The sequence below is a fragment of the Caulobacter segnis genome, from assembly GCF_019931575.1.
Classification (GTDB): domain Bacteria; phylum Pseudomonadota; class Alphaproteobacteria; order Caulobacterales; family Caulobacteraceae; genus Caulobacter; species Caulobacter segnis_C.
In genome coordinates this window covers 509,027-534,413 of sequence record NZ_CP082923.1, presented here as the reverse complement: position 1 = coordinate 534,413, position 25,387 = coordinate 509,027, and the positions used below count along the sequence as shown (strand labels likewise).

Annotated in this window: 27 protein-coding genes and 1 tRNA gene; 12 read left to right on the top strand and 16 right to left on the bottom strand. The window is 68.3% G+C overall.

Annotated elements, in window-relative coordinates; all coding sequences use genetic code 11:
• Nucleotides 1-4: 4 nt before the first annotated feature.
• Nucleotides 5-424 carry a hypothetical protein gene (locus K8940_RS02455; protein ID WP_223392965.1) on the bottom strand — a complete coding sequence of 140 codons (420 nt, stop codon included), beginning with the start codon at nt 422-424 and terminating at the stop codon, nt 5-7.
• 81 nt (nt 425-505) lie between these two features.
• A complete protein-coding gene (locus tag K8940_RS02450; protein WP_223392964.1) occupies nt 506-1,243 on the bottom strand; it encodes a glycosyltransferase family 2 protein in 738 nt (245 codons plus the stop codon).
• Between the two features lie 56 nt (nt 1,244-1,299).
• Between K8940_RS02450 and K8940_RS02445 the strand changes: the two genes are divergently transcribed.
• From K8940_RS02445 to K8940_RS02435, 3 genes are read left to right on the top strand one after another with little or no spacing between them, the layout of a single operon-like run.
• On the top strand, nt 1,300-3,000 hold the full coding sequence (locus K8940_RS02445; protein WP_223392963.1) for an ArnT family glycosyltransferase: 1,701 nt from the start codon (nt 1,300-1,302) through the stop codon (nt 2,998-3,000).
• Nucleotides 2,997-3,911: a hydroxymethylglutaryl-CoA lyase gene (locus tag K8940_RS02440; protein WP_223392962.1), complete on the top strand. Its 915-nt coding sequence runs from the start codon at nt 2,997-2,999 to the stop codon at nt 3,909-3,911. The genes K8940_RS02445 and K8940_RS02440 overlap by 4 nt, the downstream gene beginning before the upstream one ends.
• The gene (locus K8940_RS02435) at nt 3,908-4,282 is read left to right on the top strand and encodes a hypothetical protein (RefSeq protein ID WP_223392961.1); all 375 of its coding nucleotides are present in this window, start codon (nt 3,908-3,910) and stop codon (nt 4,280-4,282) included. Before K8940_RS02440 ends, K8940_RS02435 begins: the two co-directional genes overlap by 4 nt.
• 61 nt (nt 4,283-4,343) lie before the next feature.
• Here the strand turns inward: K8940_RS02435 and K8940_RS02430 are convergent, their stop codons facing one another.
• From K8940_RS02430 to cysS, 9 genes are all read right to left on the bottom strand, one after another.
• Nucleotides 4,344-4,925: a hypothetical protein gene (locus K8940_RS02430; protein WP_223392960.1), complete on the bottom strand. Its 582-nt coding sequence runs from the start codon at nt 4,923-4,925 to the stop codon at nt 4,344-4,346.
• Nucleotides 4,926-5,272: 347 nt separating this feature from the next.
• Nucleotides 5,273-6,226 carry a LysR substrate-binding domain-containing protein gene (locus K8940_RS02425; protein ID WP_223392959.1) on the bottom strand — a complete coding sequence of 318 codons (954 nt, stop codon included), beginning with the start codon at nt 6,224-6,226 and terminating at the stop codon, nt 5,273-5,275.
• Between the two features lie 57 nt (nt 6,227-6,283).
• Nucleotides 6,284-7,210 (bottom strand): glycosyltransferase family 2 protein, encoded by a 927-nt coding sequence (locus K8940_RS02420; protein WP_223392958.1) that lies wholly within the window; start codon nt 7,208-7,210, stop codon nt 6,284-6,286.
• Nucleotides 7,210-9,192, bottom strand: a complete 1,983-nt coding sequence (gene thrS / locus K8940_RS02415; RefSeq protein ID WP_223392957.1) for a threonine--tRNA ligase — start codon at nt 9,190-9,192, stop codon at nt 7,210-7,212. The genes K8940_RS02420 and thrS overlap by 1 nt, the downstream gene beginning before the upstream one ends.
• The gene (gene yidD / locus K8940_RS02410) at nt 9,189-9,443 is read right to left on the bottom strand and encodes a membrane protein insertion efficiency factor YidD (protein ID WP_223392956.1); all 255 of its coding nucleotides are present in this window, start codon (nt 9,441-9,443) and stop codon (nt 9,189-9,191) included. The genes thrS and yidD overlap by 4 nt, the downstream gene beginning before the upstream one ends.
• A 52-nt stretch (nt 9,444-9,495) precedes the next feature.
• On the bottom strand, nt 9,496-9,957 hold the full coding sequence (locus K8940_RS02405) for an iron-sulfur cluster assembly scaffold protein (protein WP_223392955.1): 462 nt from the start codon (nt 9,955-9,957) through the stop codon (nt 9,496-9,498).
• 8 nt (nt 9,958-9,965) lie between these two features.
• Nucleotides 9,966-10,427 carry an SRPBCC domain-containing protein gene (locus K8940_RS02400; RefSeq protein ID WP_223392954.1) on the bottom strand — a complete coding sequence of 154 codons (462 nt, stop codon included), beginning with the start codon at nt 10,425-10,427 and terminating at the stop codon, nt 9,966-9,968.
• 11 nt (nt 10,428-10,438) lie between these two features.
• Nucleotides 10,439-11,200, bottom strand: coding sequence for a 3-oxoacyl-ACP reductase (locus K8940_RS02395; protein WP_223392953.1), 762 nt, complete (start codon nt 11,198-11,200; stop codon nt 10,439-10,441).
• A 4-nt stretch (nt 11,201-11,204) separates the two neighbouring features.
• Nucleotides 11,205-12,596 (bottom strand): cysteine--tRNA ligase, encoded by a 1,392-nt coding sequence (cysS, locus tag K8940_RS02390; RefSeq protein WP_223392952.1) that lies wholly within the window; start codon nt 12,594-12,596, stop codon nt 11,205-11,207.
• 202 nt (nt 12,597-12,798) lie between these two features.
• On the opposite strand from cysS, the gene folE reads away from it, so the two are divergent.
• Complete coding sequence (gene folE, locus K8940_RS02385) at nt 12,799-13,434, top strand: GTP cyclohydrolase I FolE (protein WP_223392951.1); 636 nt, start codon at nt 12,799-12,801, stop codon at nt 13,432-13,434.
• Nucleotides 13,435-13,437: 3 nt separating this feature from the next.
• On the opposite strand, the gene K8940_RS02380 is transcribed toward folE, so the two are convergent.
• Entirely contained in the window at nt 13,438-14,322 is an 885-nt protein-coding gene (locus K8940_RS02380; protein WP_223392950.1) for a DUF817 domain-containing protein, read from the bottom strand.
• Between the two features lie 62 nt (nt 14,323-14,384).
• Between K8940_RS02380 and hisI the strand changes: the two genes are divergently transcribed.
• Both hisI and K8940_RS02370 read left to right on the top strand, forming a co-directional pair.
• Nucleotides 14,385-14,810 carry a phosphoribosyl-AMP cyclohydrolase gene (gene hisI, locus K8940_RS02375; protein WP_223392949.1) on the top strand — a complete coding sequence of 142 codons (426 nt, stop codon included), beginning with the start codon at nt 14,385-14,387 and terminating at the stop codon, nt 14,808-14,810.
• Nucleotides 14,807-15,433: a LysE family translocator gene (locus K8940_RS02370; RefSeq protein WP_223392948.1), complete on the top strand. Its 627-nt coding sequence runs from the start codon at nt 14,807-14,809 to the stop codon at nt 15,431-15,433. The genes hisI and K8940_RS02370 overlap by 4 nt, the downstream gene beginning before the upstream one ends.
• A gap of 152 nt (nt 15,434-15,585) precedes the next feature.
• Here K8940_RS02370 and K8940_RS02365 read toward each other — a convergent pair whose 3' ends face one another.
• Nucleotides 15,586-17,286 (bottom strand): alkaline phosphatase D family protein, encoded by a 1,701-nt coding sequence (locus tag K8940_RS02365; RefSeq protein WP_223392947.1) that lies wholly within the window; start codon nt 17,284-17,286, stop codon nt 15,586-15,588.
• A gap of 91 nt (nt 17,287-17,377) precedes the next feature.
• On the bottom strand, nt 17,378-19,864 hold the full coding sequence (locus K8940_RS02360; RefSeq protein ID WP_223392946.1) for a TonB-dependent receptor: 2,487 nt from the start codon (nt 19,862-19,864) through the stop codon (nt 17,378-17,380).
• Nucleotides 19,865-19,956: 92 nt separating this feature from the next.
• Between K8940_RS02360 and K8940_RS02355 the strand changes: the two genes are divergently transcribed.
• The 5 genes from K8940_RS02355 to K8940_RS02335 all read left to right on the top strand — a co-directional run bounded on the left by K8940_RS02355 (nt 19,957) and on the right by K8940_RS02335 (nt 23,485).
• Complete coding sequence (locus K8940_RS02355) at nt 19,957-20,994, top strand: RluA family pseudouridine synthase (protein ID WP_223392945.1); 1,038 nt, start codon at nt 19,957-19,959, stop codon at nt 20,992-20,994.
• Between the two features lie 112 nt (nt 20,995-21,106).
• Nucleotides 21,107-21,790, top strand: a complete 684-nt coding sequence (locus tag K8940_RS02350) for a hypothetical protein (RefSeq protein ID WP_223392944.1) — start codon at nt 21,107-21,109, stop codon at nt 21,788-21,790.
• Between the two features lie 91 nt (nt 21,791-21,881).
• Nucleotides 21,882-22,727, top strand: a complete 846-nt coding sequence (locus K8940_RS02345; protein WP_223392943.1) for an MBL fold metallo-hydrolase — start codon at nt 21,882-21,884, stop codon at nt 22,725-22,727.
• A 145-nt stretch (nt 22,728-22,872) separates the two neighbouring features.
• The gene (locus K8940_RS02340) at nt 22,873-23,292 is read left to right on the top strand and encodes a PaaI family thioesterase (RefSeq protein WP_223392942.1); all 420 of its coding nucleotides are present in this window, start codon (nt 22,873-22,875) and stop codon (nt 23,290-23,292) included.
• Between the two features lie 103 nt (nt 23,293-23,395).
• A tRNA-Ser gene (locus K8940_RS02335) sits at nt 23,396-23,485 on the top strand.
• 107 nt (nt 23,486-23,592) lie between these two features.
• Here the strand turns inward: K8940_RS02335 and K8940_RS02330 are convergent.
• Entirely contained in the window at nt 23,593-23,892 is a 300-nt protein-coding gene (locus K8940_RS02330) for a hypothetical protein (RefSeq protein WP_223392941.1), read from the bottom strand.
• A 222-nt stretch (nt 23,893-24,114) separates the two neighbouring features.
• Between K8940_RS02330 and K8940_RS02325 the strand changes: the two genes are divergently transcribed.
• A complete protein-coding gene (locus K8940_RS02325) occupies nt 24,115-24,942 on the top strand; it encodes a DNA adenine methylase (protein WP_223392940.1) in 828 nt (275 codons plus the stop codon).
• Here K8940_RS02325 and K8940_RS02320 read toward each other — a convergent pair whose 3' ends face one another.
• Nucleotides 24,943-25,380 (bottom strand): response regulator transcription factor, encoded by a 438-nt coding sequence (locus K8940_RS02320; RefSeq protein ID WP_223392939.1) that lies wholly within the window; start codon nt 25,378-25,380, stop codon nt 24,943-24,945.
• Between the last annotated feature and the right edge of the window lie 7 nt (nt 25,381-25,387).

The following is a 25,387-nucleotide window of genomic DNA, read 5'->3' as shown; positions in this document are numbered from 1 at the left end:
AGCCCTAGTCGCCGAAGTCCACGTCGCGGCGCGCGGCGACGATGGTGACGATGAAGCCGGCCAGCACGTCCAGCAGCACCATCAGGGAGACGAGGAAGAAGGTCGAGGTCGCGAAGGCCGGGAAGAGCAGGAACTCGACCAGGCACAGGATGAACAGCACCATCGACAGCGAGTGGTTGATGATGGCGATCCGGCGGCTGGTGGTCGATTTCAGGAGCTCGACAAACAGCACCACCAGCGAGGCCGCCAGCAGCAGGTCGCCCAGGCTGACCGCCCACCCGGCGCGCGAGGCCATCTGGATCGTGAACAGCGTGTCGGTCATCCGGACGCTGGCGTCGGCGGCCTTGAAGCCTCCCACCAGGGTCAGGGCGATCAGGTTGTAGATGAGCACCGGCAAGGCCAGCAGCGGAACCGCGGCGAACATCGAGCTTCCCCCTTTTAACCCGTCCATTTCAGATAGCACCCGATCAGGGTCAACAAGCTCGAAACTTTAGGTCCGAGGCGCTCAGGCCTCATCCACGCCCTGCGGATTGCGGGCTCGCGACTGCAGCCACATCACGCCCAGCAGGTCCGAGATCGAGGCCTTCAGACGGCCGAGGTTGGTATATTTCGACACCCCGCTCTCGCGGTGACGATGGTTCACCGGCTGGAAGGTCACCTCGTAGCCCTCGCGTAGCATCAGGGCCGGGATGTAGCGGTGGATGTGATCGAAGTACGGCAGGCGCAGGAACGCCTCGCGGCGGAAGGCCTTGAGGCCGCAGCCGGTGTCGTTGGCGGTGTCGTTCAGCAGTCGCTTGCGCACGCCGTTGCCGAACTTGGACGCGAAGCGCTTGGCGCTGCTGTCCTGGCGCTTGACCCGCTCGCCGCCGACCAGGGCCAGGGTCGCGGGACCGGCCCGCAGGGCCTTGGCCAGGCGCGGCGCGTCGGCCGGGTCGTTCTGGCCGTCGCCGTCCAGGGTGACAATGATCGGCCCGCGCGCGGCCAGGATGCCGCTGCGCACGGCGCGGCTCTGGCCCGAGTTCTTGCGATGGCCCAGCACGCGCAGCTGAGGGATCTCGGCCTTCAGGGCGGTCAGGCGCGCCTTGGTGTCGTCGCGGCTGGCGTCGTCGACGAAGATCATCTCGTAGTTTTCGCCGGCGAAAGCGGTCGCGATCTCGCGCGCCAGCTTCGGCGCGGCCTCGCCCTCGTCGAACACGGGAACGACGACGGAAAAGTCAGGCGTTTGGGCGGCTTGCGGGCTCATCGCCTCCTCATACAGCAAAAGTCGCGACACGAAAGGATCGTGCTAAAGCAGAGCCCATGACGCTTGAATCTCGCCTGGATGCCTGGAGCCGCGGGTGGCGCGGCCCCCTGTTCGCGGCGCTGGTCGCCCTGATCGCCGGCCTGCCCGGCCTGTTCGCCATGCCGCCCCTGGACCGGGACGAATCCCGCTTCGCCCAGGCCACCTCGCAGATGCTGGAGACCGGCGACTACGTCGTCATCAAGTTCCAGGACCAGCCGCGCTTCAAGAAGCCCGTCGGCATCCACTGGCTTCAGGCCATCAGCGTCAAGGCGTTCTCCGACGCCGAGGACCGACGGATCTGGGCCTATCGCCTTCCGTCGCTGCTGGGCGCGATGCTGGCGGCGGCGGCGCTCGCCTGGGGCGCGGCGGCGCTGTTCGATCCGCGCACGGGCCTGCTGGCCGGCGCGATCCTGGGCGCGACCTTCCTGCTGTCGTCGGAAGCCTTCATCGCCAAGACCGACGCGGCCCTGTGCGGCTCGACCACCCTGGCCATGGCCGCCCTGGCCCGGATCTACGCCGCCCATCTGAACGGCGAGAAGGTCGGCAAGTGGGCCAAGCTGGCCTTCTGGATCGGCCTCTCGGTCGCCGCCCTGATCAAGGGACCGGTCGGCCTGCTGGTCGCGTTCCTGGCCCTGGCCGCCCTGGCGATCTGGGACCGCAAGGCCGGCTGGATGAAGGACCTGGGCTGGACCTGGGGCCTGATTCTGTTCGCCGCCATCACCCTGCCCTGGGCGATGATGATCACCGTGGCCACCGACGGCGCCTTCTGGGGCACGGCGATCGGCGGCGACCTGGCGCCCAAGATGGCCGGCGGCCAGGAGGGCCACTCGGGACCGTTCGGCTATCACACCCTGCTGGCCCCGCTGCTGTCGTTCCCGGCCACCTTGCTGCTGCCGGCCGGCCTGGTTCTGGGCTGGACGCGACGCAAGGAACCGGGCGTGCGGTTCGCCCTGTGCTGGCTGATCCCGACCTGGCTGATGTTCGAGATCCTGCCGACCAAGCTGGTGCACTACGAGCTGCCCGCCTACGGCGCTTTGGCCATGCTGATGGCGGCCGCCGTGCGTGAGCCGCTAGGCCGGTGGCCCCGCTGGATCGGCGCGGGCCTGGCGGTGCTGATGGGCGCGCTGCTAGCCGCCGTCGCGGTCTATGGCCAGAAGGAATTCGGCGACCGCGGCGACCTGGCCTGGGCCGCGCTGGCCGCGCTGCTGGCCCTGGCCGCCGGGATCGTCGGCGCGATCCTGCTGCTGCGTCGTCATTCGGTGCGGGCCCTGGTCACGGCCGGCGCGCTGGGCGTCGCCGCCCACATCGCCCTGACGGCCGGCCTGATCCCGCGCCTGGAGCCGCTGTTCCTGTCCAAGGACGTCGCCGACGCCCTGGACCAGGCCCGCCTGTCGCCGCGCTCGGGCGCGGCCGGCCCCGTCGCCCTGACCGGCTATTCCGAGCCCAGCCTGATCTTCCAGCTGGGCACCGCCACCCAGCTGACCACCGGCGCCGGCGCGGCCGACGCCGTGTCGGAAGGCCGCCCGGCCGTGGTCGAGGGGCGCGAGGAAAAGCCTTTCCGCGACGCCATGACCGCGCTGGGCCTGACGCCCCGCCCAGTCGCCACGATCCAGGGCCTGAACTATTCCGACGGCGACAAGGAGCGGTTGACGATCTATCGCGGCGAGCCGCAGATCGAGGCGCCCGAGGACGCCGTATCCGAGGAGCCCGCGCGATGAGCCGCTTCATCCAGATCGTCGAGGTCGGCCCGCGCGACGGCCTGCAGAACGAGAAGGCCATCCTGTCGGTCGACGAGAAGCTCGACCTGATCCGCAAGTTGGAGACGGCCGGGGCCAGGCGCACCGAGGTGGTGTCGTTCGTCAATCCGAACCGCGTGCCGCAGATGGCGGGCGCGGAAGAGATCATGGACGCCCTCGGTTCTGACAATGGGCCGGCGGACCGCGTCCACTCGCGCATCGGCCTCGTCTTGAACATGCGCGGCTGGGAGCGGTGCGTCTCGACCGGCTGCGACGAGGCCAATGTCGTGGTCTGCGCCTCGGACGGCTTCGGCGTCGCCAACCAGGGGGCGACGGTCAGCCAGCAGCTCGACACGCTGGCCGCCATCGCCGAGCGCCAGAGCATCGACGGCGGTCCGCCGATCACCGCGACGATCTCGGTGGCCTTCGGCTGCCCGTTCGACGGCGAGGTGTCGGAGGACCAGGTCGTGGCCATCGCCCGCGAGGCCGCCGCGCTCGGCGTCCCCGAGATCGCCATCGCCGACACCATCGGCGTCGCCGATCCGTGGGTCGTGACCAAGCGCATAGAGGCGGTCCGCGCCGCCGCGCCGGACGCTCGCCTGCGCATGCATTTCCACGACACCCGCAACACCGGCCTGGCCAACGCCTATGCCAGCGTCCAGGCGGGCGTCGATGTGCTGGACGCCTCGGTCGGCGGCCTGGGCGGTTGCCCGTTCGCGCCGGCCGCCACGGGCAATATCGGCACCGAGGACCTGGTCTACATGCTGGAACGGGCGGGCTTCGAGACGGGTTACGACCTGGCGGCCCTGATCGAGATCGGCCGCGAGATCAGCGACCGCCTGGGCAAGGCTCCCGCCTCGTCCCTGGCCCGCGCCGGAGGCTTCCCCGCATGACCCGCCTGGCCGCCCTGCTCGCCCTGGCCTTAGCCGCCTGCGCGACGACCGCGCCGGAGACCGAGGCCGGCGGTGGCGCGGCGCGCTGCGACGTGACCATCAAGTTCGCCAGCTATGGCGCGGGGATCGACCGGGACCTGTCGGACAAGGTGGCCGCGACCGTAAAGACCGACCGCGATGTCGCCCGCGCGGAACGCAAGCCGTGGGGCAAGGAAGGCGAGTACGATCTCTGCCTGACCGCCAAGCCCGGCCGCGACGCCAAGGCGATCTACGAACGCTATCGGGCGATGCTGCCGCCCAGGACCCTGAAAGCCCCGACCTCGATCGAGGGCCCCGACGGGATGCGGTTCGAGACCATCGGGCCGATGTGACGGACAACGACGGGTGGCCCAGGGCGCTCGTCACGCAACGAACACCCCGGGCCGAGACCCGCTAGTGCATGTGCGCGTGTTCGCACGTCACATTGGGGTTCATGTCGGCGAAGACCCCTTTCGGGTTGGGCCGCCAGGCCCAGACATGCAGTTCGTAGAACGGCTTCAGGCCGTAGCGGTTCGGCGCCCCGGTGAAGCTGAACAGTTGCCCCTTCAGCGACGCGGGCCCCTTGAAGCTGATGTATTCGACCGCCACGAGCTCCATCTTCCCATTCGCGGTCGGCTCGTACATCACCGCTTGAGGACGGCCGATATCGGGCGCTTCGTCCTCGAGGTACTTGGCGTTGACGTAGTGGACGCCCATCGCGCCGCCATCGACGCCGCTGGTGCAGGGAATGGGCGAATAGCCCTCCGCGACGGCCACCGAGACGTCCTTAAATCGCGCGTTGGTTTCGCGAACCGCCACAGCGAGGGAGTTGCCTGATGGCTTCATCGATGTCGCCGCCATCGCTTGGGGGCTTATGCCGCCCAAGAGCGCCAAGAGTAAAAAACCGGCGATCGTCGCGATGGCGATGATCGTGCCGACATCCCTCCACGACACGGACAGGTTCGGTTTCTCGGATTTGACCAAATGTCGACGCACCTAAAGACCTCCAGATTGGCTGCATCGCCGTCGAAGCGACGGCTGGATTGATGGGAAGAAGCGGGAGGGAAGGCGAACGGCGCGCAGCCTTGCGAGACCGCGGCGTTCATCCCTCCGGGAGCCCGGCTAGTCAGCCGAGCCGGGATTGGATCGTGTGGAGTCGCCCCGAAGCCCCAGCAAGCAGGGCGCAAGATCGTATTCAAGCATCTGTAAACGCTGTACAATTCCTGTGAACGACAGCGATCTGGATAGGCGATCTTGCGGTTGAGTTCGAACGATAGATTGTCTCACCGACTGTGAGCCGCCCTAACAATGGAGGGCGAGCCGAGCCCGGCGGGAGATCCCGGTCAGCCGTGTCCGGCGGCCGCCGACACGATGGACGGCGCGATGTCCCGGCGGGTCATCCGGGGGCCGTCGAAAGCGCGCGCGCCCTGAGCGGCCTGAAGCGCGAGCCAGTCGGCCAAGGCCTCGATCCGACGCGACTTGCGCGTTTCGCGACGCCAGACGATCCAGAAGCCGCACTCGGAGGGCGCCGTGTCGTCCAGCGGACGCACCAGTCGTCCCGACGCCAGGTCCGGAGCCACCACCGTGTCGCGGGCCAGCGCCACGCCGAGACCCTGCGCCGCCGCGTCCAGCAGCATCAGCGAATCCTCGAACACCATGCCGGACGGCGACGGGGTCGGCAGGTCAAAGCGAGGAAACCACAGCGACCACGGCCGATGGCCGTGATGGATCAGAGGCGCGGCCAGCAGATCGGCGACGACGTCGATGCGATGGCGCGACAGGAAGGCCGGACTGCAGACCGGAGCCAAGGTCTCCATGAACAGCAGGCGTTGCTCGACGCCCGGCCAGTCGCCCTTGCCGTAGCGAATGCCGACGTCCACGCCGTCGGTCACGAAATCGGCCACGTGGTCGTCGACGCGCAGGGTCAGATTGGCGCCCGCCGGGTCCGCCAGCAGCGCCGACAGACGCGCAGGCAGCCAGCGATTGGCGAATTGGCTGTCGATACTGACGACGAGCGGGTCGCGTTCGGCGGCGGCGGCGAACGCTGTGACCGCCGCCGTCAGCCCATCGATATGGCGGCCGATCTCGCGGGCCAGGCGCAAGGCCTCGGGCGTGGGCGCCATCTGCCCGCCGCGACGCTCGAACAGGCGCGCGCCCAGCTCGCTTTCAAGCCGGCGGATCTGTTGGCTGATCGCGCCATGCGTGACGGAAAGCTCTTCGCCCGCGCGGGTATAGCTGCGATGTCGAGCGGCCGCCTCCAGGGCGCGGAGCGCGAAGAACGGCGGTAGGCGAACCATGGGTCCCTATACCGAAGGCGACGTCGCGAAACAACGTTCCGCGATCGCGCGACGCCCCTAGATCGGCCGACCGGTCATCTTCCAAAGCAGCGGACGGAAGATCGACATCAGCATGATGGCCGGAGCCAGCACCACGGCGGCCGCGAACAGCTGCAGGCTGTCGGCGCGCTTGATGAAGTAGCGGGTCAGGCCCACGCCCTTGTGGAACTCCACCTTCAGCGGATGCTCCTGGCTGGTGTGGCCCAGGTGGACGACCTCGGCGTCGGGCTGGAACAGCACCTGGCCGCCGGCGCGGCGGGCCCGCCAGCACAGGTCGATGTCCTCGACGTGCAGGAAATAGCCCTCGTCGAAGCCGCTGAGGGCCTCGAAGTCGCGGCGGCGCATGGCGAAGCAGGCGCCGGAGATGGTCGGCATCGGCGCCGGGCCGCGCGGCAGCGGCTCGTTCTCGCGATGGATCTCGAAGCCGGCCAGCTGGGGATGGCGGCGGGTGAACTGGCCGAAGCTCAGCACCGTGCTCATCGGCGTGACCTCGCCCCGGCGGCCGCCGCGCTGCTCTGTGCCGTCGATGTTCAGCACCCGCGCGCCCACCACGGTCGGCGTCGGCTGGCCCTTGAAGGCCGTGACCAGCGCCGCCACGCAGCCGGGCCGCATGTTGGCGTCGGGATTGAGGAAGACGATGTACTCGCCGCCCGCCGTGCTGGCGCCCAGGTTGGCCCCGCGCGCGAAGCCGATATTGCCATGCCCCTGCTTGAGCACGACGCGCGGCTCGGTCAGGGCCAGAGAGCGCAGCATGTCCTCGTCGCGCGAGGACGAGCCGTTGTCGACGATGACGAACTCGTCGACCAGCGGCTCGGCCAGCACGTGTCGGATGCTCTCGGCCAGCGCTTCTCCCGTCCGATAGACGACCATGACCACGGACACGTTCGGACGAGCCGGACGGGCGCCCACGGCCAGGGTCGAAGCGGACGGAAGGATACTGTTCATCAGGCGGTCGCGGCCTCTCCAACGACGGGTTGGGCGACGCCCTGGGCGCGCTTGATGTCCGGCGGCGTGGCGTCGGACTTCAGGACGCGGAGCGCTTCTTCCAGCGACAGGACGCTCTGGCCTTCGCCGCCGAGGCGACGCAGGGCCAGTTGCCCCGTCTCGGCTTCCTTGCGTCCGACCACGGCGATCACGGGCACCTTGGCGAGGCTGTGCTCGCGAATCTTGTAGTTGATCTTCTCATTACGCAGATCCACTTCCGCGCGCATCCCAAGCTTCGTCAATTTTTCGACGACCTCAAGGGCGTATGCGTCGGCGTCGGACGTGATCGTGGCCACGACCACCTGCGTCGGCGCCAGCCACACGGGCAAGGCGCCAGCGAAGTTTTCCAGGAGGATGCCGATGAAACGCTCGAAAGACCCCAAGATCGCCCGGTGAAGCATCACCGGACGCTTCTTCGAACCATCCTCCGAAACGTACTCCGCGTCCAATCGTTCCGGCAAAACGAAATCAAGTTGCAGCGTGCCGCACTGCCAAACTCGACCAATGGCGTCTTTAAGCGAGAACTCTAGCTTCGGGCCGTAGAAGGCGCCTTCACCTGGCTGAAGCACCAAGGTCTCACCCGCCGCCTCCGCCGCCTCTGACAAAGCGGCCTCGGCCTTGTCCCAGACCTCGTCCGTGCCGGCGCGCAGGTCAGGACGCGTCGAGAACTTGGTGTCCGCCAGCGTCATGCCCAGGTCGCTATAGACCGAGCGCAACAGTTCGATGAACCGGGCGCTCTCCTCGGTGACCTGCTCCTCGCGGCAGAAGATGTGGGCGTCGTCCTGCGTGAAGGCGCGCACCCGCATGATGCCGTGCATGGCGCCCGACGGCTCATAGCGGTGGCAGGCGCCGAACTCGGCCATGCGCAGCGGCAGCTCGCGATAGCTCTTCTGGCCGACGTTGAAGATCTGGATGTGGCCGGGGCAGTTCATCGGCTTGACGGCCAGGACCTCGCCCTCGGCGCTCTCGCACATGAACATGGCGTGCCCGAACTTCTCGGCGTGGCCCGACTTCTCCCACAGGCTCTTGTCGAGGATCTGCGGCGTCTTCACTTCCTTGTAGCCGGCCGCATCGAGACGACGGCGCATGTAGTCCTCGAGCACGCGGTACAGGGCCCAGCCCTTGGCGTGCCAGAACACCATGCCCTTGCCCTCTTCCTGGATGTGGAAGAGGTCCATCGTCTTGCCCAGCTTGCGGTGATCGCGCTTCTCGGCTTCCTCGATGCGCTTCAGATGCGCTTCCAGGTCGGCTTCCGACGCCCAGGCCGTACCGTAGATGCGCTGCAGCTGGGCGTTGTTCTGGTCGCCGCGCCAGTAGGCTCCAGCCAGCTTCGTCAGCTTGAAGGCCTTGCCGACATGCTTGGTCGACGGCAGGTGGGGACCGCGGCACAGGTCCTTCCAGTTTCCCTGGCGATAGACCGTGATCGTGTCCGTCGGCGGCAGGTCACGAATGATCTGGGCCTTGTACTGTTCACCGATCCCGTCGAAGTGCTTGATGGCCTCTTCGCGGTCCCAGACCTCGCGCGTGATCTTCTCGTCGCGGTCGACGATCTCCTTCATGCGCTTTTCGATCTTTTCCAGATCGTCCAGGCTGAACGGCTCGTCGCGGGCGAAGTCGTAGTAGAAGCCGTCCTCGACGTTCGGGCCGATCGTCACCTGCGTGCCGGGGAACAGCTCCTGCACCGCCTCGGCCAGCACGTGGGCCGTGTCGTGGCGGATCGTGTCGAGCGCCTCGGGGGCCTCGCGCGTCAGGATCTCGAACTTGCGCTCGCCGCCCAGCAGGTCAGACGTCAGCGGGCGATCCAGGTCCAGCACCTGGCCGTCCAGCTTGATCAGCAGCGCCTTCTTTTCCAGCGATTTGGAGATGGCCGCGGCGACGTCACGCCCCGTCGAACCATCGGGGTACTGACGGGAGGAGCCGTCGGGGAAAACCAGATCGATCATTCTTCACATATCCACTTGCGTGGCTGGCGTCCCGGCGGCGGGGGATCATACCCCGAACCACCCAACGGATTGCAGCGGCAGATCCGTCGCAACGCCAACCAGGAACCCTTGAGCGGGCCATGATCCTTGAGGGCGGCCGCCGCGTACTCCGAACAGCTCGGCGCGAAACGGCACTGCCGCCCGATGAGAGGCGATAGCGTCAACTTGTAGGCTCGAAGGCCCAGGTCGACGGTACGTTCGTAGAGGGTCATGCCGGCGCGCGACTGTTAGTCCAGTAAAGTACTAACCCCCAATTCGGGGCGATCAAGCCGCGCCGGCGGTGCTAGTTCGCGTTTCACCCACGCCTGTGGCCTTCCGGACAGCCTCGACCGTCGCCTCGAACGCCAGCAGCGTCGAAGCGTGACGGGCGGGATAGTCCTTGACCGGCTCCAGCACGGCGAGCTCCGCAAACCGGCCCGCGGGAGGCGAACCGTTCGCTTTCAGCATAGCGCGCAGAGAGTCCCGCGCCAACTCGATGTCGGAAAGTTCCGCGCCGACCACGTTGGCGCCCAGGATCGCGGCGGCCGCCTGGCCCAGGGCGCAGGCCGAAACCTCCTGGGCGAAGTCGACCACCTTGCCGTCCTGGACCGCCACGTCGACGACGATCCGGCTGCCGCAGAGCTTGGCGGTCTTCTCGGCGCTGGCGTGCGGCACGGCCAGGCGCCCTGCGCGCGGCATGTTGGCCACGAGCGTCAGGATCTTGGCGCTGTAGAGGTCGTCGATCATCGCGCGTCTTAGATGGTGCTTCCGGACCGCTCGGACCAGATGGCCTCGGCGCGATCGCGGACGGCCTCGCCCATCTGCGTGAAGGCGGCCTTCAGCGCGCGGCGCTCTTCGCGACTGACGAAGCGCAGCAGCAGGCCCATGAACAGCTCGCCGTTCGAGAAGGTCGAGTTGCGGGGCCCCATGTTCTCGATCTCGAGATAGCGGATGGCCGTGACGAACCCGCCCAGACGCGTGGAGCGCCAGTGCAGCTGCTCGTACGGCACCCAGTCCTGGACGATCGGGGCGATGACCGTGGCCGGCCGGCCGGGCAGATGCTGCTCCAGCGTCAGAGCCGTGCCGATCTTCATCTGACCCTCGGCTCGGCGGTAGAGCGGGTTCCAGTGATGCCAGGTCTCGAACTCGGAGACGACTTCCCAGACCACCTCGGCGGGCGCCTGGACCCCGATGCGATGTTCGACAGCGCGTTTCATGAGTGTAAATCCTAGTCCCGCACGAGGCCGCCGTCGACCACCAGGTTCTGACCGGTGACGGCGCGGCTCCAGGGCGAGGCGAAGAACAGGACCGCGTCGGCGAACTCGGCCGGGGTGGTGACGCGGCGCAGCGGGGTGCTCTGGGCGATCAGGTCGAAGATGGCGTCGGGCGTCGCGGCGCTGGCGTCGGTGACGCGCAGCAGGCCGCCCGAGACCATGTTGACGGTGATCCCGCTAGGCCCCAGGTCGCCGGCGGCGGTGCGGGTCAGCGACAGCAGCGCGGCCTTGGCGGCGGTGTAGTCGTGATAGGGCACCACCGGGTTCTGGAAGAGGTTGGTGCCGACATTGATGATCCGGCCGAAACCCGCCGCCTCCATGGCCGGGGCGGCGGCCTGGATCAGGTTCAGCGAGCCGCGCAGGGCGACGTCCATCTGGCCCAGGAAGTCGTCCCAGCCGATCGTCTGGATTTTCTCGCGGGCGTCGCCGTTGAAGCTGAAGTCGCCCAGGGCGTTGTTGACCACCGTGGTGACGTGGTGGCCGAACGCCTCGGCCGCGTCGTTGACCAGCCGGCGAGCCTCCAGCGGATCGGAGACGTCGGCCTGGATGGCGACCGCGCGCTGGCCCAGTTCCTCGACCAGGGCCTTCGCTCGCGCCTCGCTGCGACGATAGTTGACCACGACCTGGGCGCCGTTCTCGACGAAGGCCCGCGCGATCGCCGCGCCCAGGCCCCGGCCGGCGCCGGAGACCAGGACGACCTGCTTCTCGAACGTCACGGTCCTAGTCCTTCATGCGCCAGGTCGCGCCGGCCGGGCCGTCCATGACCACCACGCCCAGGGCGTCGAGTTCGGCCCGGATGCCGTCGGCGGCGGTCCAGTCCTTGGCGGCGCGGGCGGCGACGCGCTGGGCCAGCAGGTCCTCGACCTTGGCCTTCAATTCGTCGGAGGCGTCGCCCTCGAACCAGCTGTCCGGATCGGCCTGCAGGAAGCCCAGCAGGGCGCCGGCCTCCAGCAGCCGGGCCTTGTTGGCGGCGATGGCGACCGTGTCGCCGGCCGTCACGGCCTTCTCGATCAGGCTCGACACCTCGAACAAGGTCGAGGCGGCCAGTGGCGTGTTGAGGTCGTCCAGCAGGGCCGCGACCGTGTCGGCCGGGGCCTCCATGGCCTGGTCGGGCGCGACGTCCTTGGCGCGGCGCAGGGCGCCGTACAGGCGGTCCAGCGACTTCTTCGACTGCTCGATCAGCTCGGGCGTCCAGTCCAGCGGCTGGCGGTAGTGGGCCGACAGCAGCGCCCAGCGGATCACCTCGCCCGGCACCGCCTTCAGCAGTTCGTGGGGGATGATCACATTGCCCAGGCTCTTGGACATCTTCTCCCCGCCCATGTCGAGGAAGCCGTTGTGCATCCAGTAATTGGCCAGCACCGGCAGGTCGTGGGCGCAGCGGCTCTGGGCCACTTCGTTCTCGTGGTGCGGGAAGGTCAGGTCGATGCCGCCGGCGTGGATGTCGATGGTCTTACCCAGCGTCTTGTCGATCATGGCCGAGCACTCGATGTGCCAGCCCGGACGGCCCGCGCCCCAGGGGCTGTCCCACTCGGGCTCGTTCTCCTTGGACGGCTTCCACAGCACGAAGTCGGCCGGATGGCGCTTGTAGGGCGCGACCTCGACGCGGGCGCCGGCGATCATCTCGTCCAGCGGCCGACCCGACAGCTGGCCGTAGTCGGCGAAGCTCTGGGTGTCGAACAGCACGTGGCCTTCGGCGGCGTAGGCGCTGCCGTTCTCGACCAGCTTGCCGATCATCTCGACGATCGCGCCGATGTGGTCGGTGGCCTTGGGCTCGAGGTTCGGGCGCAGCGCGCCCAGGGCGTCGGCGTCCTCGTGATAGGCGGCGAGATAGCGGTCGGTGATGACCTTGATCGCCACGCCCTCGTCGGCGGCCTTCTTGTTGATCTTGTCGTCCACGTCCGTGACGTTGCGCGCATAGACCACCGCCTCCTCGCCATAGAGGTGGCGCAGCACGCGATAGAGGACGTCGAAGGCGACGACGGGCCGAAAATTGCCGATGTGGGCGTAGTTGTAGACCGTCGGACCACAGACATACATCGTCACCCGCTTGGGATCGGCGGGAACGAAGTCGCGCTTCTCGCGCGCCATGGTGTCGTGGATCTTCAGGGTCATTGAGTCGCGGCAGCCTGACGTAAAGGAGTGTTGCTCCAGGACGGAGCCGGCCCCATATATCCTCCAGATACGGTGAGGGCCACGCCCAACGATACGTCCATCGCGACGCTTCGACCGTATTCGGTGAAACGGGTGGCACGCGTCATTCCAGGACGACCGGCGTCCTGGCGCAACTCAGCCCGTGGAAAGACTCCCCGAAAACATGGACGCACTGACCCGCGAGCGAACCCTGATCGGCAGCCAAGACGCCGGTCTTGATCTTGAACCCGCCCAGCGCCCCACCAAGGACGAGGCCATGGCCGCCGTCCGGACGCTGCTGGCCTGGGCCGGCGACAATCCGGACCGCGAGGGCCTGCTGGACACGCCCGAGCGCGTCGTCGAGGCCTATGGCGAATGGTTCGCCGGCTATCACGGCGACCCGGCCAAGGAGCTGTCGCGCACCTTCGAGGACGTGCAGGGCTATGACGACATGGTCATGCTGCGCGGCATCGACGTTCAGAGCCACTGCGAGCACCACATGGCGCCGTTCCTGGGCAAGGCCTGGGTCGCGTACATGCCGACCGGCAAGGTCGTGGGTCTTTCCAAGCTGGCCCGCCTGGTCGAGATCTTCGCCAAGCGTCTCCAGACCCAGGAGACCATGACCATGCAGATCGCCGACGCCATCGAGGACCACCTCAGCGCCGCCGGCGTCGCCGTGCTGATCGACGCCGAGCACCAGTGCATGTCGACCCGCGGCGTACGCCACCACGACGTCTCGACGATCACCACCCAGTTCCGCGGCGTGTTCAAGACCGACAAGGTCCTGCAGCAGCGGTTCATGGACCTGGTGCGGAAGTAGACCTTAAGCGGCCGCGCGGATCCCTTCGCGGATCCGCGCGACGCAGGCGTCCACCGGCCGGTGGACCAGCGTCACCAGCACGAAGCTGATCAGCATCAGAAGATACCAGGCGCCCATCTTCTCGATCGGCACCATGTGCCAGCCGTCGCTCTGGCTGGGATAGATCCAGGCCCCGGCGAAGGTGCCGAGGTTCTCGGCGAACCAGATGAACAGCGACACCAGCACAGCGCCCATCAGCATCGGCATGCGGCGCGCGGTCTGGTCGGGCGTGAACACGAACCAGGTCCGCCCGAACAGCAACGCCGACAGGGCGAACAGCCCCACCCGGATATCGATCATGTAGTGGTGGGTGAAGAAGTTGGCGTAGATCAGCACCGCCAGGATGTGGGTGCTCCAGAACGGCGGATAGCGCTCGAAGGTGATGCCGAACAGCCGCCAGATCCGGGCGATGTAGCTGCCGACGCAGGCGTACATGAAGCCGGTGAACAGCGGCACGCCGCCGATCCGCAGCAGGCTGGGCTCGGGATAGATCCACGAGCCGTGGGCGGTCTTGAACAGCTCCATGATCGTGCCGACGACATGGAACATGAAGATGACCAGCGCCTCGTCCCAGCGCTCCAGCTTCAGGGCCAGCAGCATGGCCTGGATGGCGACCGAGGCGATGACCAGGAAGTCGTAGCGCGCCAGCGGCGCGCCGGCCGGCCAGAACAGGTGCGTGCCGACAAGCAGGGCCAGCATCAGGCCGCCGAACAGGCAGGCCCAGGCCTGCTTAAGCCCGAACAGCAGGAACTCGTAGGCATAGCCGTTCCAGCGCGAGCGCCGCGCCCAGGGCCGAGCCCGGTCGTCCAGCGCCGCGACGGCGGCCTTGATGCGGTCTTTCAAATCCATTGCGTCCCCCGCAAGCGGGCGGAAGCTAGCGCAGGCCTTCGCCCTGCGCCATATGTGGCCCCATGAGCACGTCCCTGTTCCCCGAAGCCCACAGCAAGCACGATCTGGAGCGCGGGACCGCCCTGGCGCCGCGTTTCAACGCCGACGGCCTGGTCGTGGCGGTGGCCCAGCACGCCGACACGGGCGAGATCCTGATGCTGGCCTGGATGAACGACGAGGCCCTGAAGCTGACGGTCGAGACCAGCATCGCCCACTATTTCAGCCGCTCGCGCAACGCGCTCTGGAAGAAGGGCGAGACCAGCGGCCAGCTGCAGGACGTGGTCGAGCTGCGGGTGGACTGCGACCAGGACGCGGTGCTCCTGAAGGTGCGCCCGCGCGGCGACGGCGGCGCCTGCCACGTCGGGTTCCGTTCATGCTTCTATCGCGTTTGGGAAGACGGCAAGCTCGTCGAGCGGGAAGCGCCGATCCATCATGACCACGTCGAATGACCGTATCTGAAGCCCTGATCGCCTTCACCCTGGCCGCCGGCCTGCTGACCCTGACGCCGGGGCTGGACACCGCGCTGGTGATCCGCACCGCCGCCGCCGAGGGCCCAAGGCGGGCGACCGGGGCGGCGATCGGCGTCGGCCTGGGCTGCCTGATCTGGGGCGCGGCCGCCTCGTTCGGGGTCGGGGCGCTGCTGACGGCGTCCGAGATGGCCTACACGGCGCTGAGGTGGACGGGCGCGGCCTATCTGGCCTGGACCGGGATCAGGATGATCCTGAAGCCCCGCGACGCCTTCGAGCCCGGCGAGATGAAGGCCGTCGACGCCGGCCCGATCGCGGCCCTGCGCCGGGGCCTGCTGACCAACCTGCTCAATCCCAAGGTCGGAATCTTCTACGTCTCGTTCCTGCCCCAGTTCATTCCCGCCGGCGTCGATCCAGCCCGGTTCGGCCTGCTGCTGACCAGCATCCACGTGGTCGAGGGCCTGCTGTGGTTCGCCGCCCTGATCGCCGCGACCGTGCCGATCGCCGGCCTGCTGCGCGTGCCGGTGGTGGTCCAGTGGCTGGACCGGGTGACCGGCGGCGTCTTCGTGGCGTTCGGCCTGCGCCTGGCGCTGGAACGCAGGTGACTCTCCTCCCCATTAGGGGGAGGTGGATCGATGCGAATAAGCATCGAGACGGAGGGGGTCCGCGCAAGCGGTGCTGAGCATGCTTCGCCCCAAAGCCCCCTCCACCGCCGTTCGGCGGTCCCCCTCCCCCAGAGGGGGAGGAGAGATGAGACCTACGCTTCCTTCAGCGCCTCGACCCCACCGCCGCTGGCCGGCGTGACCACGAACCGCTTCAGCACGCTGGTCTGATACGCGGGCTCGAAGATCGTCGAGACGGCGATCAGCTCGCCGGTCGCCTTGCCGTGCTCCAGGGTCAGCAGCAGGTAGCCCTTGGCGCTGGGGTGGGCGTATTTCACTTCCCGGTTCCGCTGTGCGAAGGCCTCGCCCAGCGGCACGCCCGGCAGCACGTCGCCATAGCCCGGCGAGGTCACCGAGGTCGCGCCGAACTCGGCCGCCACCCGGATCTTGCCCGCGTCGTCCCACAGCTCGTTGGCCCAGAACATGTGGCTGTCGCCGGCCAGTACGATCGGCCGGGCCTTGGCGGCGGTGAGGATGTCATAGACCCGCTGGCGATCGGCCGGATAACCATCCCAGGCGTCCAGGTTCGAGGGGATGTCGTAGGCCGCCATCGACACCGACTGGGCCACCCGCTTGCGGGCGTATTCCGGCAGCTTGGCCAGCATCGCGTCGTAGGCCTCGGCGCCCATGGTCTTCTTCAGGTCCGGCGGCGCGACGCGGGCCATGACCACCTGGTTGCCCAGCACCTGCCAGGCCGTCCCGGCCTTGGCCGAGGCGCCGACCTGGTCGGCCAGCCAGCGCTCCTGGTCCGCGCCCATCATCCGGCCGGCCGCGTCCTTCCACTTGGCGGTGAAGGCGGCGACGTCGGGCTTGCCGTCGACCACCGGCATGTCGACGTCGTAGTCCAGCTGGTGGGTGCGGGCCGACAGCCGGGTCTCGACCATCAGCAGGCTGGCGACATCGCCGAACTGGAAGCCGCGCCAGGCCGCCTCGGGCAGGGCCTTGGCGCCCGGATCGCGGATGGGCATCCACTCGTAATAGGCCTTCAGCGCAGCGGCCTTGCGCGCGGCCCAGTCGCCTTCGGTCTTGGGATCGTGGTTCTCGGCCCCGCCGATCCAGCTGTCATTGGCGGTCTCGTGGTCGTCCCAGACCACGATCCATGGCGCGCGGGCGTGGGCGGCCTGCAGCGCCGGGTCGCGCTTGTACTGCGCGTGGCGGGCGCGATAGTCGGCCAGGGTGACGATCTCGTGGACCGGCTCGGGCATGCGCGACGCCGAGACCGGCGAGTTCATGCCGTAGTCCTTGGGCCCGCCGCCGTACTCGTAGATGTAGTCGCCCAGGTGCACCACGGCGTCGACGCGGTCGAGCTTGGCGATGGCGTCGTAGGCGTTGAAGTAGCCGTTCGGATAGAGGCTGCACGAGGCCACCGCCAGCACGACGTCCTTGATGGCGCCCGTCGGCAGGGTGCGGGTGCGGCCCACGGGCGAGGTCACCCCATTGGCCTTGAAGCGGTACCAATAGTCGGTTCCCGGCTTCAGGCCGACGCCATCCAGGTCGTGCTTGACCGTCCAGTCGCGGCTGGCGCGGGCGCGCAAGCCGCTGCTGGCCGTGACCAGGGTCTTGAAGTCGGGATCGGCCGCGACCTCGAGATCCAGGTCGATGTCGCCAGTCGTGGGTTCCTTGGGCGTCACGCGGGTCCAGAAAATCGCGTAGGTCGCCCCCGGATCGCCGCTGGCCACCCCATGCTCGAAGGCCACCGGGCCCTTGTAATAGTTGATCGGCGCGGCGACCGCCTCGCCGGCGGCCGCGCCCGACAGGCCCAGCAGGCCCAGAACCTTACGACGATCGATCTTCACGGGCCCCTCCCGAACGCGGTGACACCGCACGAAACAACAGGACGACCGCGCCGTCACCCCGTCCGTTGGGGCATGACGGCGCGAGCACGGTCTAGCGGCGGAACGTAACCCCGATCCCCATGAAGCGCGGCTTGCCGGCGATGAAGGTCGGGATGCCGAAGCTGTCGCCGGTATTGCCGGCGTCCTTCAGGTAGCGCTCGTCGGCCAGGTTCTCGACGAAGGCCTCGACCTTCCAGCGGTCATCGACGGCGCCGAAGCCCAGGCGGACGTTCAGCAGGCCGTAGGCGTTCTGGAACTCGTCGACCTTGGTGTCGGGGAACAGGCCCGACGACTGCAGGTCCGAGCGGTCGTTGTCGTCATCGAAGAACATCTTCGAGCGCCAGGTATAGGTCGGGGTGAAGGTCAGCTTGCCGCCCAGGGCCTCACGGCTGAACGCGGCGCCGACCGAGAAGGTCTGGTCCGGCGACAGGCGGAAGTGGTTGCCCTCGCGCAGGCCGCTCTCCAGCCGGGCGTGGTTGTAGGCGTAGGTCGCGAACAGGGTCCAGAAGTCGCCGGCCTGGACGCGGGCCTCGCCCTCGAAGCCGTAGGCCTTGGCCTTGCCGGCGTTCAGGGTCACCACCTGCGCGCCCTGGCGGAAGCTGGTGGCGAAGTTGTCGTAGTCGTAGCGGAACACCGAGCCCGACAGATAGAGGCGCCCGTCCAGCAGCTTGCCCTTGGCGCCGGCCTCGTAGCTGTCGACCGTCTCGGAGGCCACGACGTTGAAGCGCGCCGCGCCCAGGGGCGTGGCCGGGGCGCTGGCCGAGATGACGTCCGGACGCCGGCCGCGCGCGTAGGAGGCGTAGAGGCTCAGATTGTCGGACGGCGCGTAGCGCCCGACCAGGCGCCAGGTCAGGCCGCTGTCGTCGATCTTCTTGGTGAAGGTGTCGCCGTTGTTGGCGGTCGGCTGGGCGATCAGGCCCACGGTCGGCAGCAGCGGATTGTTTACCGCGTTCGGCTGGGCGGCCAGGAACAGGTTGGTCGCGGTCGGGGCGGCCAGCAGGATGCCCAGGATCGAGCGGCCGTTCTGCACGGTCGAGCGATAGGCCGCCTCGCGATCCTCGCTGGTGTAGCGGATGCCGCCGGTGATCTCGAACGTGTCGGTCAGCTTGAACGTGCCGTCGGCATAGACGTCGTAGGCGGTGTTCTCGCCGTAGTTGGCGAACTCTTCCTTGTGGACCGACTTCAGGTTCGAGACGATCCCGGGCGCCAGGCTGGCGGGGATGCCGAAGCCCAGCTGCAGCACGGTGGCCAGGTAGGTCGGGTTGGTCAGCACGGCCAGCGGCTGCGGGTTCGGACGGCTGATGCCCAGGGGCGTATTGCCGGCCAGCAGGGCCAGGACCAGGCGCTCGTCGAACTGGCCCGGGATCCGCCACGAGCCGGTCTCGTGGAAATAGTTGGCGCCGACGAAGCCCGAGAAGCGACCGCCGGCGTCGTAGCGCAGGCGCAGCTCCTGGCTCTGCTGGCGACCTTGCGCGTCCTCGGCGAAGGTCAGGATCGGCAGGCTCGTGCCGTCCGGATCGAACACTTCCACCGAGTGGAAGGCGCGGGTGGCGGTGATCGACGACAGGGTCAGGCTGTCGCTGATCTCGTACTCGGCCAGGGCCGTCAGACCGTAGACCTTGCGGTCCAGGCCCAGGGGCGCGCCGCCTTCGAAGCCGGCGCCGGGCGACAGGGTCGCGGCCGAGCCGACGTCGGTATTGCCCAGAGCCGCGCCCGTCAGCGGATTGGTTGGGTTGAAGGTGTGGCTCTTGAACGAGGTGCCGCTGGTGTCGTCGACCTGGTAGTTGCCGATCAGGTCCAGCTTCAGCTTGCCCGGCTCCAGGTGATAGGCCATGCGCACGGCCTGGGTGTCGGTCGAGTTGTAGGCGTCGCCGCCGGCCGCGTCCTTGACGTAGCCGTCGTTCTGGCGCGTGCGGGCGGCGATGCGCAGGGCGCTGCCGTTCTCGAAAGCGAAGTTGACCATGGCCTCGCCGACCGCGTAGCCGCCCGTGCCGCCCTCGGCCTTGGCCGCCCAGTCGAAGTGGGCCGGGTTGGCCTTGTTCTGCACCAGGTTCACCGCCCCGATCAGGGCGCCGCGGCCGAACAGCGTCGACTGCGGCCCCTTGGCGATCTCGACGCGCTCCATGTCGAACAGCTCGACGTAAGAGCCGCGCGAGCGCGAGATCGGCACGCCGTCCTGATAGATCGACACCCGCGTCTCGTCGGTGGCCGAGCCGCTGTCCGAGGTGATGCCGCGCATCACGAAGCCGGAATTGTTGTTCGACTGGTTCTGCACCAGGAAGCCGGGGGTGAAGGCCGACAGCTCGTCGAACGCCTTGACGCCGATGGCCTCCAGGAACTTGCCCGAATAGGCGGTGACGGCGATCGGCACCTCGACCGGATCCTGGGCGCGCTTCTGGGCGGTGATGACCACCTCGCCCAGGCTGGTGTTCTGCTCGGCATTGTCCGCCGGCGTCTCATCAGCCGCGAAGGCTGGCGCGGCGGCGACCAGGGCCAGCAGGCTGGCGGTCAACAGCGTGGTGGTGCGAAAGGCGCGCATCGACTATCCCCCGAATACGAAACTCGACCCCGGCCCTAGGCAAGGCCGGTGTCGGCGACGCGACGAGCGTATGACGGAGTTATGAAACCCCGGTGGATGGCGTGGACGACACACTGGATGACGACATCCTCGACGCCGGCGCCGCCGAACTGGGCGACGAAGCGGGCGAAGGCGACCTCCTGACCGCCGATCTGCCCGCGAGCCTGGCCGGTCAGCGGCTGGACAAGGTGCTGGCCCCGCTGTTTCCCGACCTGTCGCGCGCCCGCCTGCAGGCCCTGATCGGCGAGGGCCGCCTGTCGCTGGACGGTCAGTCGGTCACCGACGCCTCGCGCAAGGCCCAGGCCGGGATCTACAGCCTGCTTGTTCCCCCGCCGGCTCCGGCCGACCCCGAGCCAGAGGCCATCCCGCTGACGGTGCTCTATGAGGACGAGCACCTCATCGTGGTCGACAAGCCGGCCGGCATGGCCGTGCACCCTGCGCCGGGCACGCCGAACGGCACCCTGGTCAACGCCCTGCTGCACCACTGCGGCGACAGCCTCTCTGGTGTCGGCGGCGTGGCGCGGCCGGGCATCGTCCACCGCCTGGACAAGGACACCTCGGGCGTCATGGTCGCGGCCAAGAGCGACGCGGCGCACAAGGGCCTGTCGAAGCTGTTCTCGACCCACGACATCGACCGGCTGTACGTCGCCCTGACGCGCGGCGCGCCCTCGCCGCCCACGGGTGCGATCGAGACGCTGATCGGCCGCTCGCCCGGAGACCGCAAGAAGATGGCGGTGCTGCGCTCGGGCGGCCGGACGGCGATCACCCACTACCGGGTCGAGGCCGCCTTCGGGCCCCCGGACAAGCCGCTGGCCGCGCGGGTGGCCTGCCGGCTGGAGACCGGGCGCACGCACCAGATCCGCGTCCACATGGCCAGCAAGGGCTCGCCCTGCCTGGGCGATCCCGTCTACGGCGCCAGCCAGCCCGCCAACGTCGTGCGCGAGATGATCGCCGCGGCGGGTCTCAAGCGCCAGGCCCTGCACGCCGCCGTGCTGGGCTTCGTCCATCCGGTGACGGGTGAGACCCTGCGCTTCGAGACTCCCCTGCCCCCGGACATGGCCGCGCTGCAGGCGGCCTTGGAAACCCTCTGACCACAGCCCATATCCTCATAACGGGCCAAGCTTGCCAGCCGGCAACAAAAGCGCCCTAATTGCGCTGGCTTGGGCCTCTAGGGTGCCAGACCTGTCATCGTGGAGCGTACCCATGCGGCCCCATCTCGCGATCATCGCTTTCGGCGCCGCCATCCTCGCTGGTCCGGCCCTGGCCGGTCCCGCCGACGATGAGGTCATCGCCACCGCCCAGGCCAAGCCCAGCGCCGAGGCCCTGGCCGCCCAGGCGCCGCCGGCCCCGGTGACGACGACCACCACCCCGCCGCTGACCACCCAGCAGCAGATCGACAACTTCATCTACTCCTCGCCCCCCATGGACCAGGACCATCGCGGCCTGCTGCCCGCCGACCGCGACGAGGACGGTAAGCGCAAGGTCCACGGTTCGATGGGCGTGTCGGTCGGCACCGGCGGCTATCGCAGCGTCTACGCCAGCGGCCTGTTCCCGGTCGGCGAGAACGCCACCGTCGGCATCGCCGTCTCCAAGACCGACTTCGGCAAGCACGGCGGCTACTACGCCGATCCGTATTACGGTGGCGGTGGCTACTATGGCGGCGGCTACGGCGCCGGATATGGGTATGGCTCGGGCTACGGCCGCACGCGCGGCGGCTCGCAGCAGTCGGTCGCCCTGTCAGTGATGGCGGGCGGCGCCAGCCGCTCGGCCGACGCCCCGGACGGCTGCGCGCCCGGCTTCCGCGACGGCGGCCGCTATGTCGAGCCGCTGTGGGTCGAGGGCCTTCGCGACGGCGCTCATCCCTGTTCGGCCGCCGCCGGGCGCTGATCGTCGCGAATTCGTCGAAAAGTCTCGCCGCCGTTCGCGGATGTTTAACGGCTTGGCCGTCATGGTGCCTGCCTCGGGCGTCTGAGGCAGATTGATGCAGCCGGAAATCATCGCATACCGCCATCCCACGACGGGGACGGTGACCTATCTGATCGTCGATCCCGCCACCTATCTCTGCGCCATCGTCGATCCTGTTCTGGATTTCGATCCCGCCACCGAGACCGTGGACGCCAGTTTCATCAACCGGATCATCGCCGAGATCCGCGCCCGCGACCTGGGTCCGACCTGGATCCTGGAAACCGGCCTGCACACCGGTCACATCTCGGCCGCCGGCCATGTAAAATACGAGACCGGCGCCTCGGTCTGCATCGGCGCCCGCGTCGTCGACAGCCTCAAGCGCCTGGCCCCCAAGCTGGGCGAGAGCATGGTCGACCTGGACGGCTGGGATTTCGACAAGCTGGCCCAGGACGGGGAGGCCCTGCCGATGGGCGGCCTCGAGATCACCGCCATCGCCCTGACCGGCCGCCTGCCCGGCGCGGTCGCCTACAAGCTGGGCGACGCCCTCTTCACCGGCGACCTGCTGCTGGCCCCCGCCGAGGGCGCGGGCCGCTGCGACGTCCCCGGCGCCGACGCCGGCAAGGCCTGGGACGACGCCCGCAAGGTCCTCAAGCTGTCGCCGCAGACCCGCGTCCTGCCGGGCGTCAGCGCGGCCGAGACCTTCGAGTCGACGATCGCCGAGGAGAAGGCCGCCAACATCCAGCTGAACGACAAGATCGACCGGCTGGACTTCATCGCCCTGCGCACCGCCGCCGACGCCTTCCTGCCCGATCCGGTGCTGGCCGGCGCCGCCCTGCGGGTGGCCATCCGCGCCGGCAAGCTGCCGTCGGAGCCCAAAAGCGGTCCCCGCTTCCCGCCGGTCGACCTGAGCAAACTCTAGTCTTTGCTCGACGCATCTTCTGACGACGAACCAGCTTCCACTTCGTCTGAAAAATGCTCGGAAATCCGTTCTTTTTGAAAACGGACTTGGCGCCGCCGCGCTCGCCGCATAAGTTTCGCACGCGAACCTTGTGGAGAGACGATCCGTGGCCGAAGACTTCAGCGCCGCCCTGACCGCCGGCCAAGCCGGCTCCTTGCCCGACCTCCTGGGCCTGCAGTGGCTGGAGGCCAAGCCGGGCCTGGTGAAGGGCCGCTTCGACGTCGACAAGCGGCACATGGCGCCCAACGGCTACCTGCACGCGGCCAGCGTCATCGCCCTGGCCGACTCGGCCGCCGGCTACGGCTGCGTCGTCTCCCTGCCCGAGGGCGGGACGGGCTTCACCACCATCGAACTGAAGTCGAACTTCCTGGGCACGGTCCGCGAGGGCGGCGTGGCGGTCGAGGCCAAACTGGCCCACGGCGGCCGCAACACCCAGGTCTGGGACGCGGTCGTGACCGACGAGGCGACCGGAAAGACCATCGCGCTTTTCCGCTGCACCCAGATGATTCTGCGACCAAAAGTCTGAAGGCGAAAAAGCTTGGTGGAGGGGCTTGCGTCCCGGCGGCGACGCCGCTAGGTATCGCGCCCTCGACCTCGGGAGGCTCAAAAGCCTCTCGGAACGGCGGCCTGGAGAGGTGGCAGAGTGGTCGAATGTACCGCACTCGAAATGCGGCGTGCCTGGAAGGGCACCGTGGGTTCGAATCCCACCCTCTCCGCCACCATCCCTCACGACATGTGAAATCCGAGCCCGCGCCCAAGGCCGCTTGGGCGTCGCGTTGCCGCGCCCCGTGACCGGCCTTTCCGGCGCGCCGGACGCCGCGATCGACTAGGCGATCACCGCGCGGCGGACCTGCCTCAGTTTCAGGTCGGCTTCTTCCCGAGTCGTGACGACCAGGTGCTTGCGGTTCGGAAACTGCGCATCCATGGCCTGGGCCCACAGATAGAGATACGGATCGAGGCTGATCAGCAGGCTCCAGGCCGGTTCGCGCGGCATGGTGAAGGCGGCCGCCACGCGGGACAGATGGTACGCCTCGGCGTCGTCGTCGAACGCTCCCCGGAAATCGACGATCCAATCCCACTGGCAAAGACTTGGCCGGCGCCGGACCAGATCGATGGTCCAGGTCATGGCGATGTCGGCCTTCCGGACCTTTCTCAGGTCGAGGCGAAGGACCTTTCGCGCCTCATCGAGATCGTAGCTAATCAAATCATCACTCCGACGACGCCCCAACCGTCGCTCGGGCAAACTCGGGACACGAACCCGAGCACCCACACCTATTGGATTAGCCCTCAAATTGCTGAACGAAATATCTACCTCTAATTGCAAGGAAGCGCCGATCGAGGCCGCGCCATGAAGGAAAGGCGCCCGGCCGCCGGCGCGGTCCCCTCGATCCTGAAGTGGACCGGCAGCAAGCGCAGCCAGGCGGCAGAGATCGCGCGCCTGGCGCCGCCGCACGCGCGCTATGTCGAGCCATTCCTGGGCGGCGGCGCGGTGCTCTATCACCTGGCCGGCGGAGGCGCGGCGGCCAGCGACCTCTACGCCCCGCTGATCGGCTTCTGGCGCATGGTCCAGGCCGAGCCGGACCATCTGGTCGCCGACTACGCCGAGCAGTGGCGGCGGCTGCGGGACGACGGGCCGGGCTATTTCTACGCGGTGCGCGAGCGCTTCAACGCCGACAAGCGCCCCGCCGACCTGAACTTCCTGATGCGCACCTGCGTCAACGGCATCGTCCGCTTCAGCCAGGACGGCGACTTCAACAACTCGTTCCACCTGTCGCGACGCGGCATGCTGCCCGCGCGCTTCGCCAAGGCCGTCCAGGCTTGGTCGGCGCGGATCCAGGGCGTGGCGTTCGCCGCCCGCGACTATCGCGAGGCCCTGGCCGAGACCCGGGCCGGCGACTTCGTCTATCTGGACCCACCCTATGCCGGGACCTACCAGCGCTATATCGGCGGCATCGACGAGGCGGCCCTGTTCGCAGCGCTGGACCAGCTGAACCGGCGCGACGTGCGCTGGGCCCTGTCGTTCGACGGCCGGCGGGGCCAGACGGTGTATCGCGCGGAGGTTCCGCCGGCGCTCTATAGGCGCAGGCTGTCCCTGGTCAGCGGCTATTCCGCCGTCGCCAAGGTCCTGAACGGCCCGGTGGAGACGGTGTCCGAGGCGCTGTATCTCAGCTGGTGATCAGTCCAGCTGAATAGGCGGGTAACCGTCGTCCTTCATGGGGTCCTTGGGGACGGCGCGGAACTTCTCGGGGTTCAGCATGGCCTCGACCCGCTTGAGCAGGTCCTTCGGCCCGAACGGCTTGACCAGGTAGCCGTCGGCCCCGCTCTCCATGGCTTCGCGCACGGTCGAGAGGTCGCCCCGCGCGGTCATCATCATCACCGCCGCCTTGACCTTCTGGTACTTGCGCAACAGGCGCAGCACATCCAGCCCGGTCATGTCGGGGATGTTGATGTCCAGCAGCACCAGGTCCCAGCGGGCCGTCTGCAAGGCCTTGATGCCCAGCTCGCCGGTCGCGACCGAGGAGACGTTGTAGCCGGCCTGGGTCAGGACCAGCTCGACGAACTGGCGCACGATGGCGTCGTCATCGATCACCAGCACGGCATGGGACGCGGGCACGGACCAA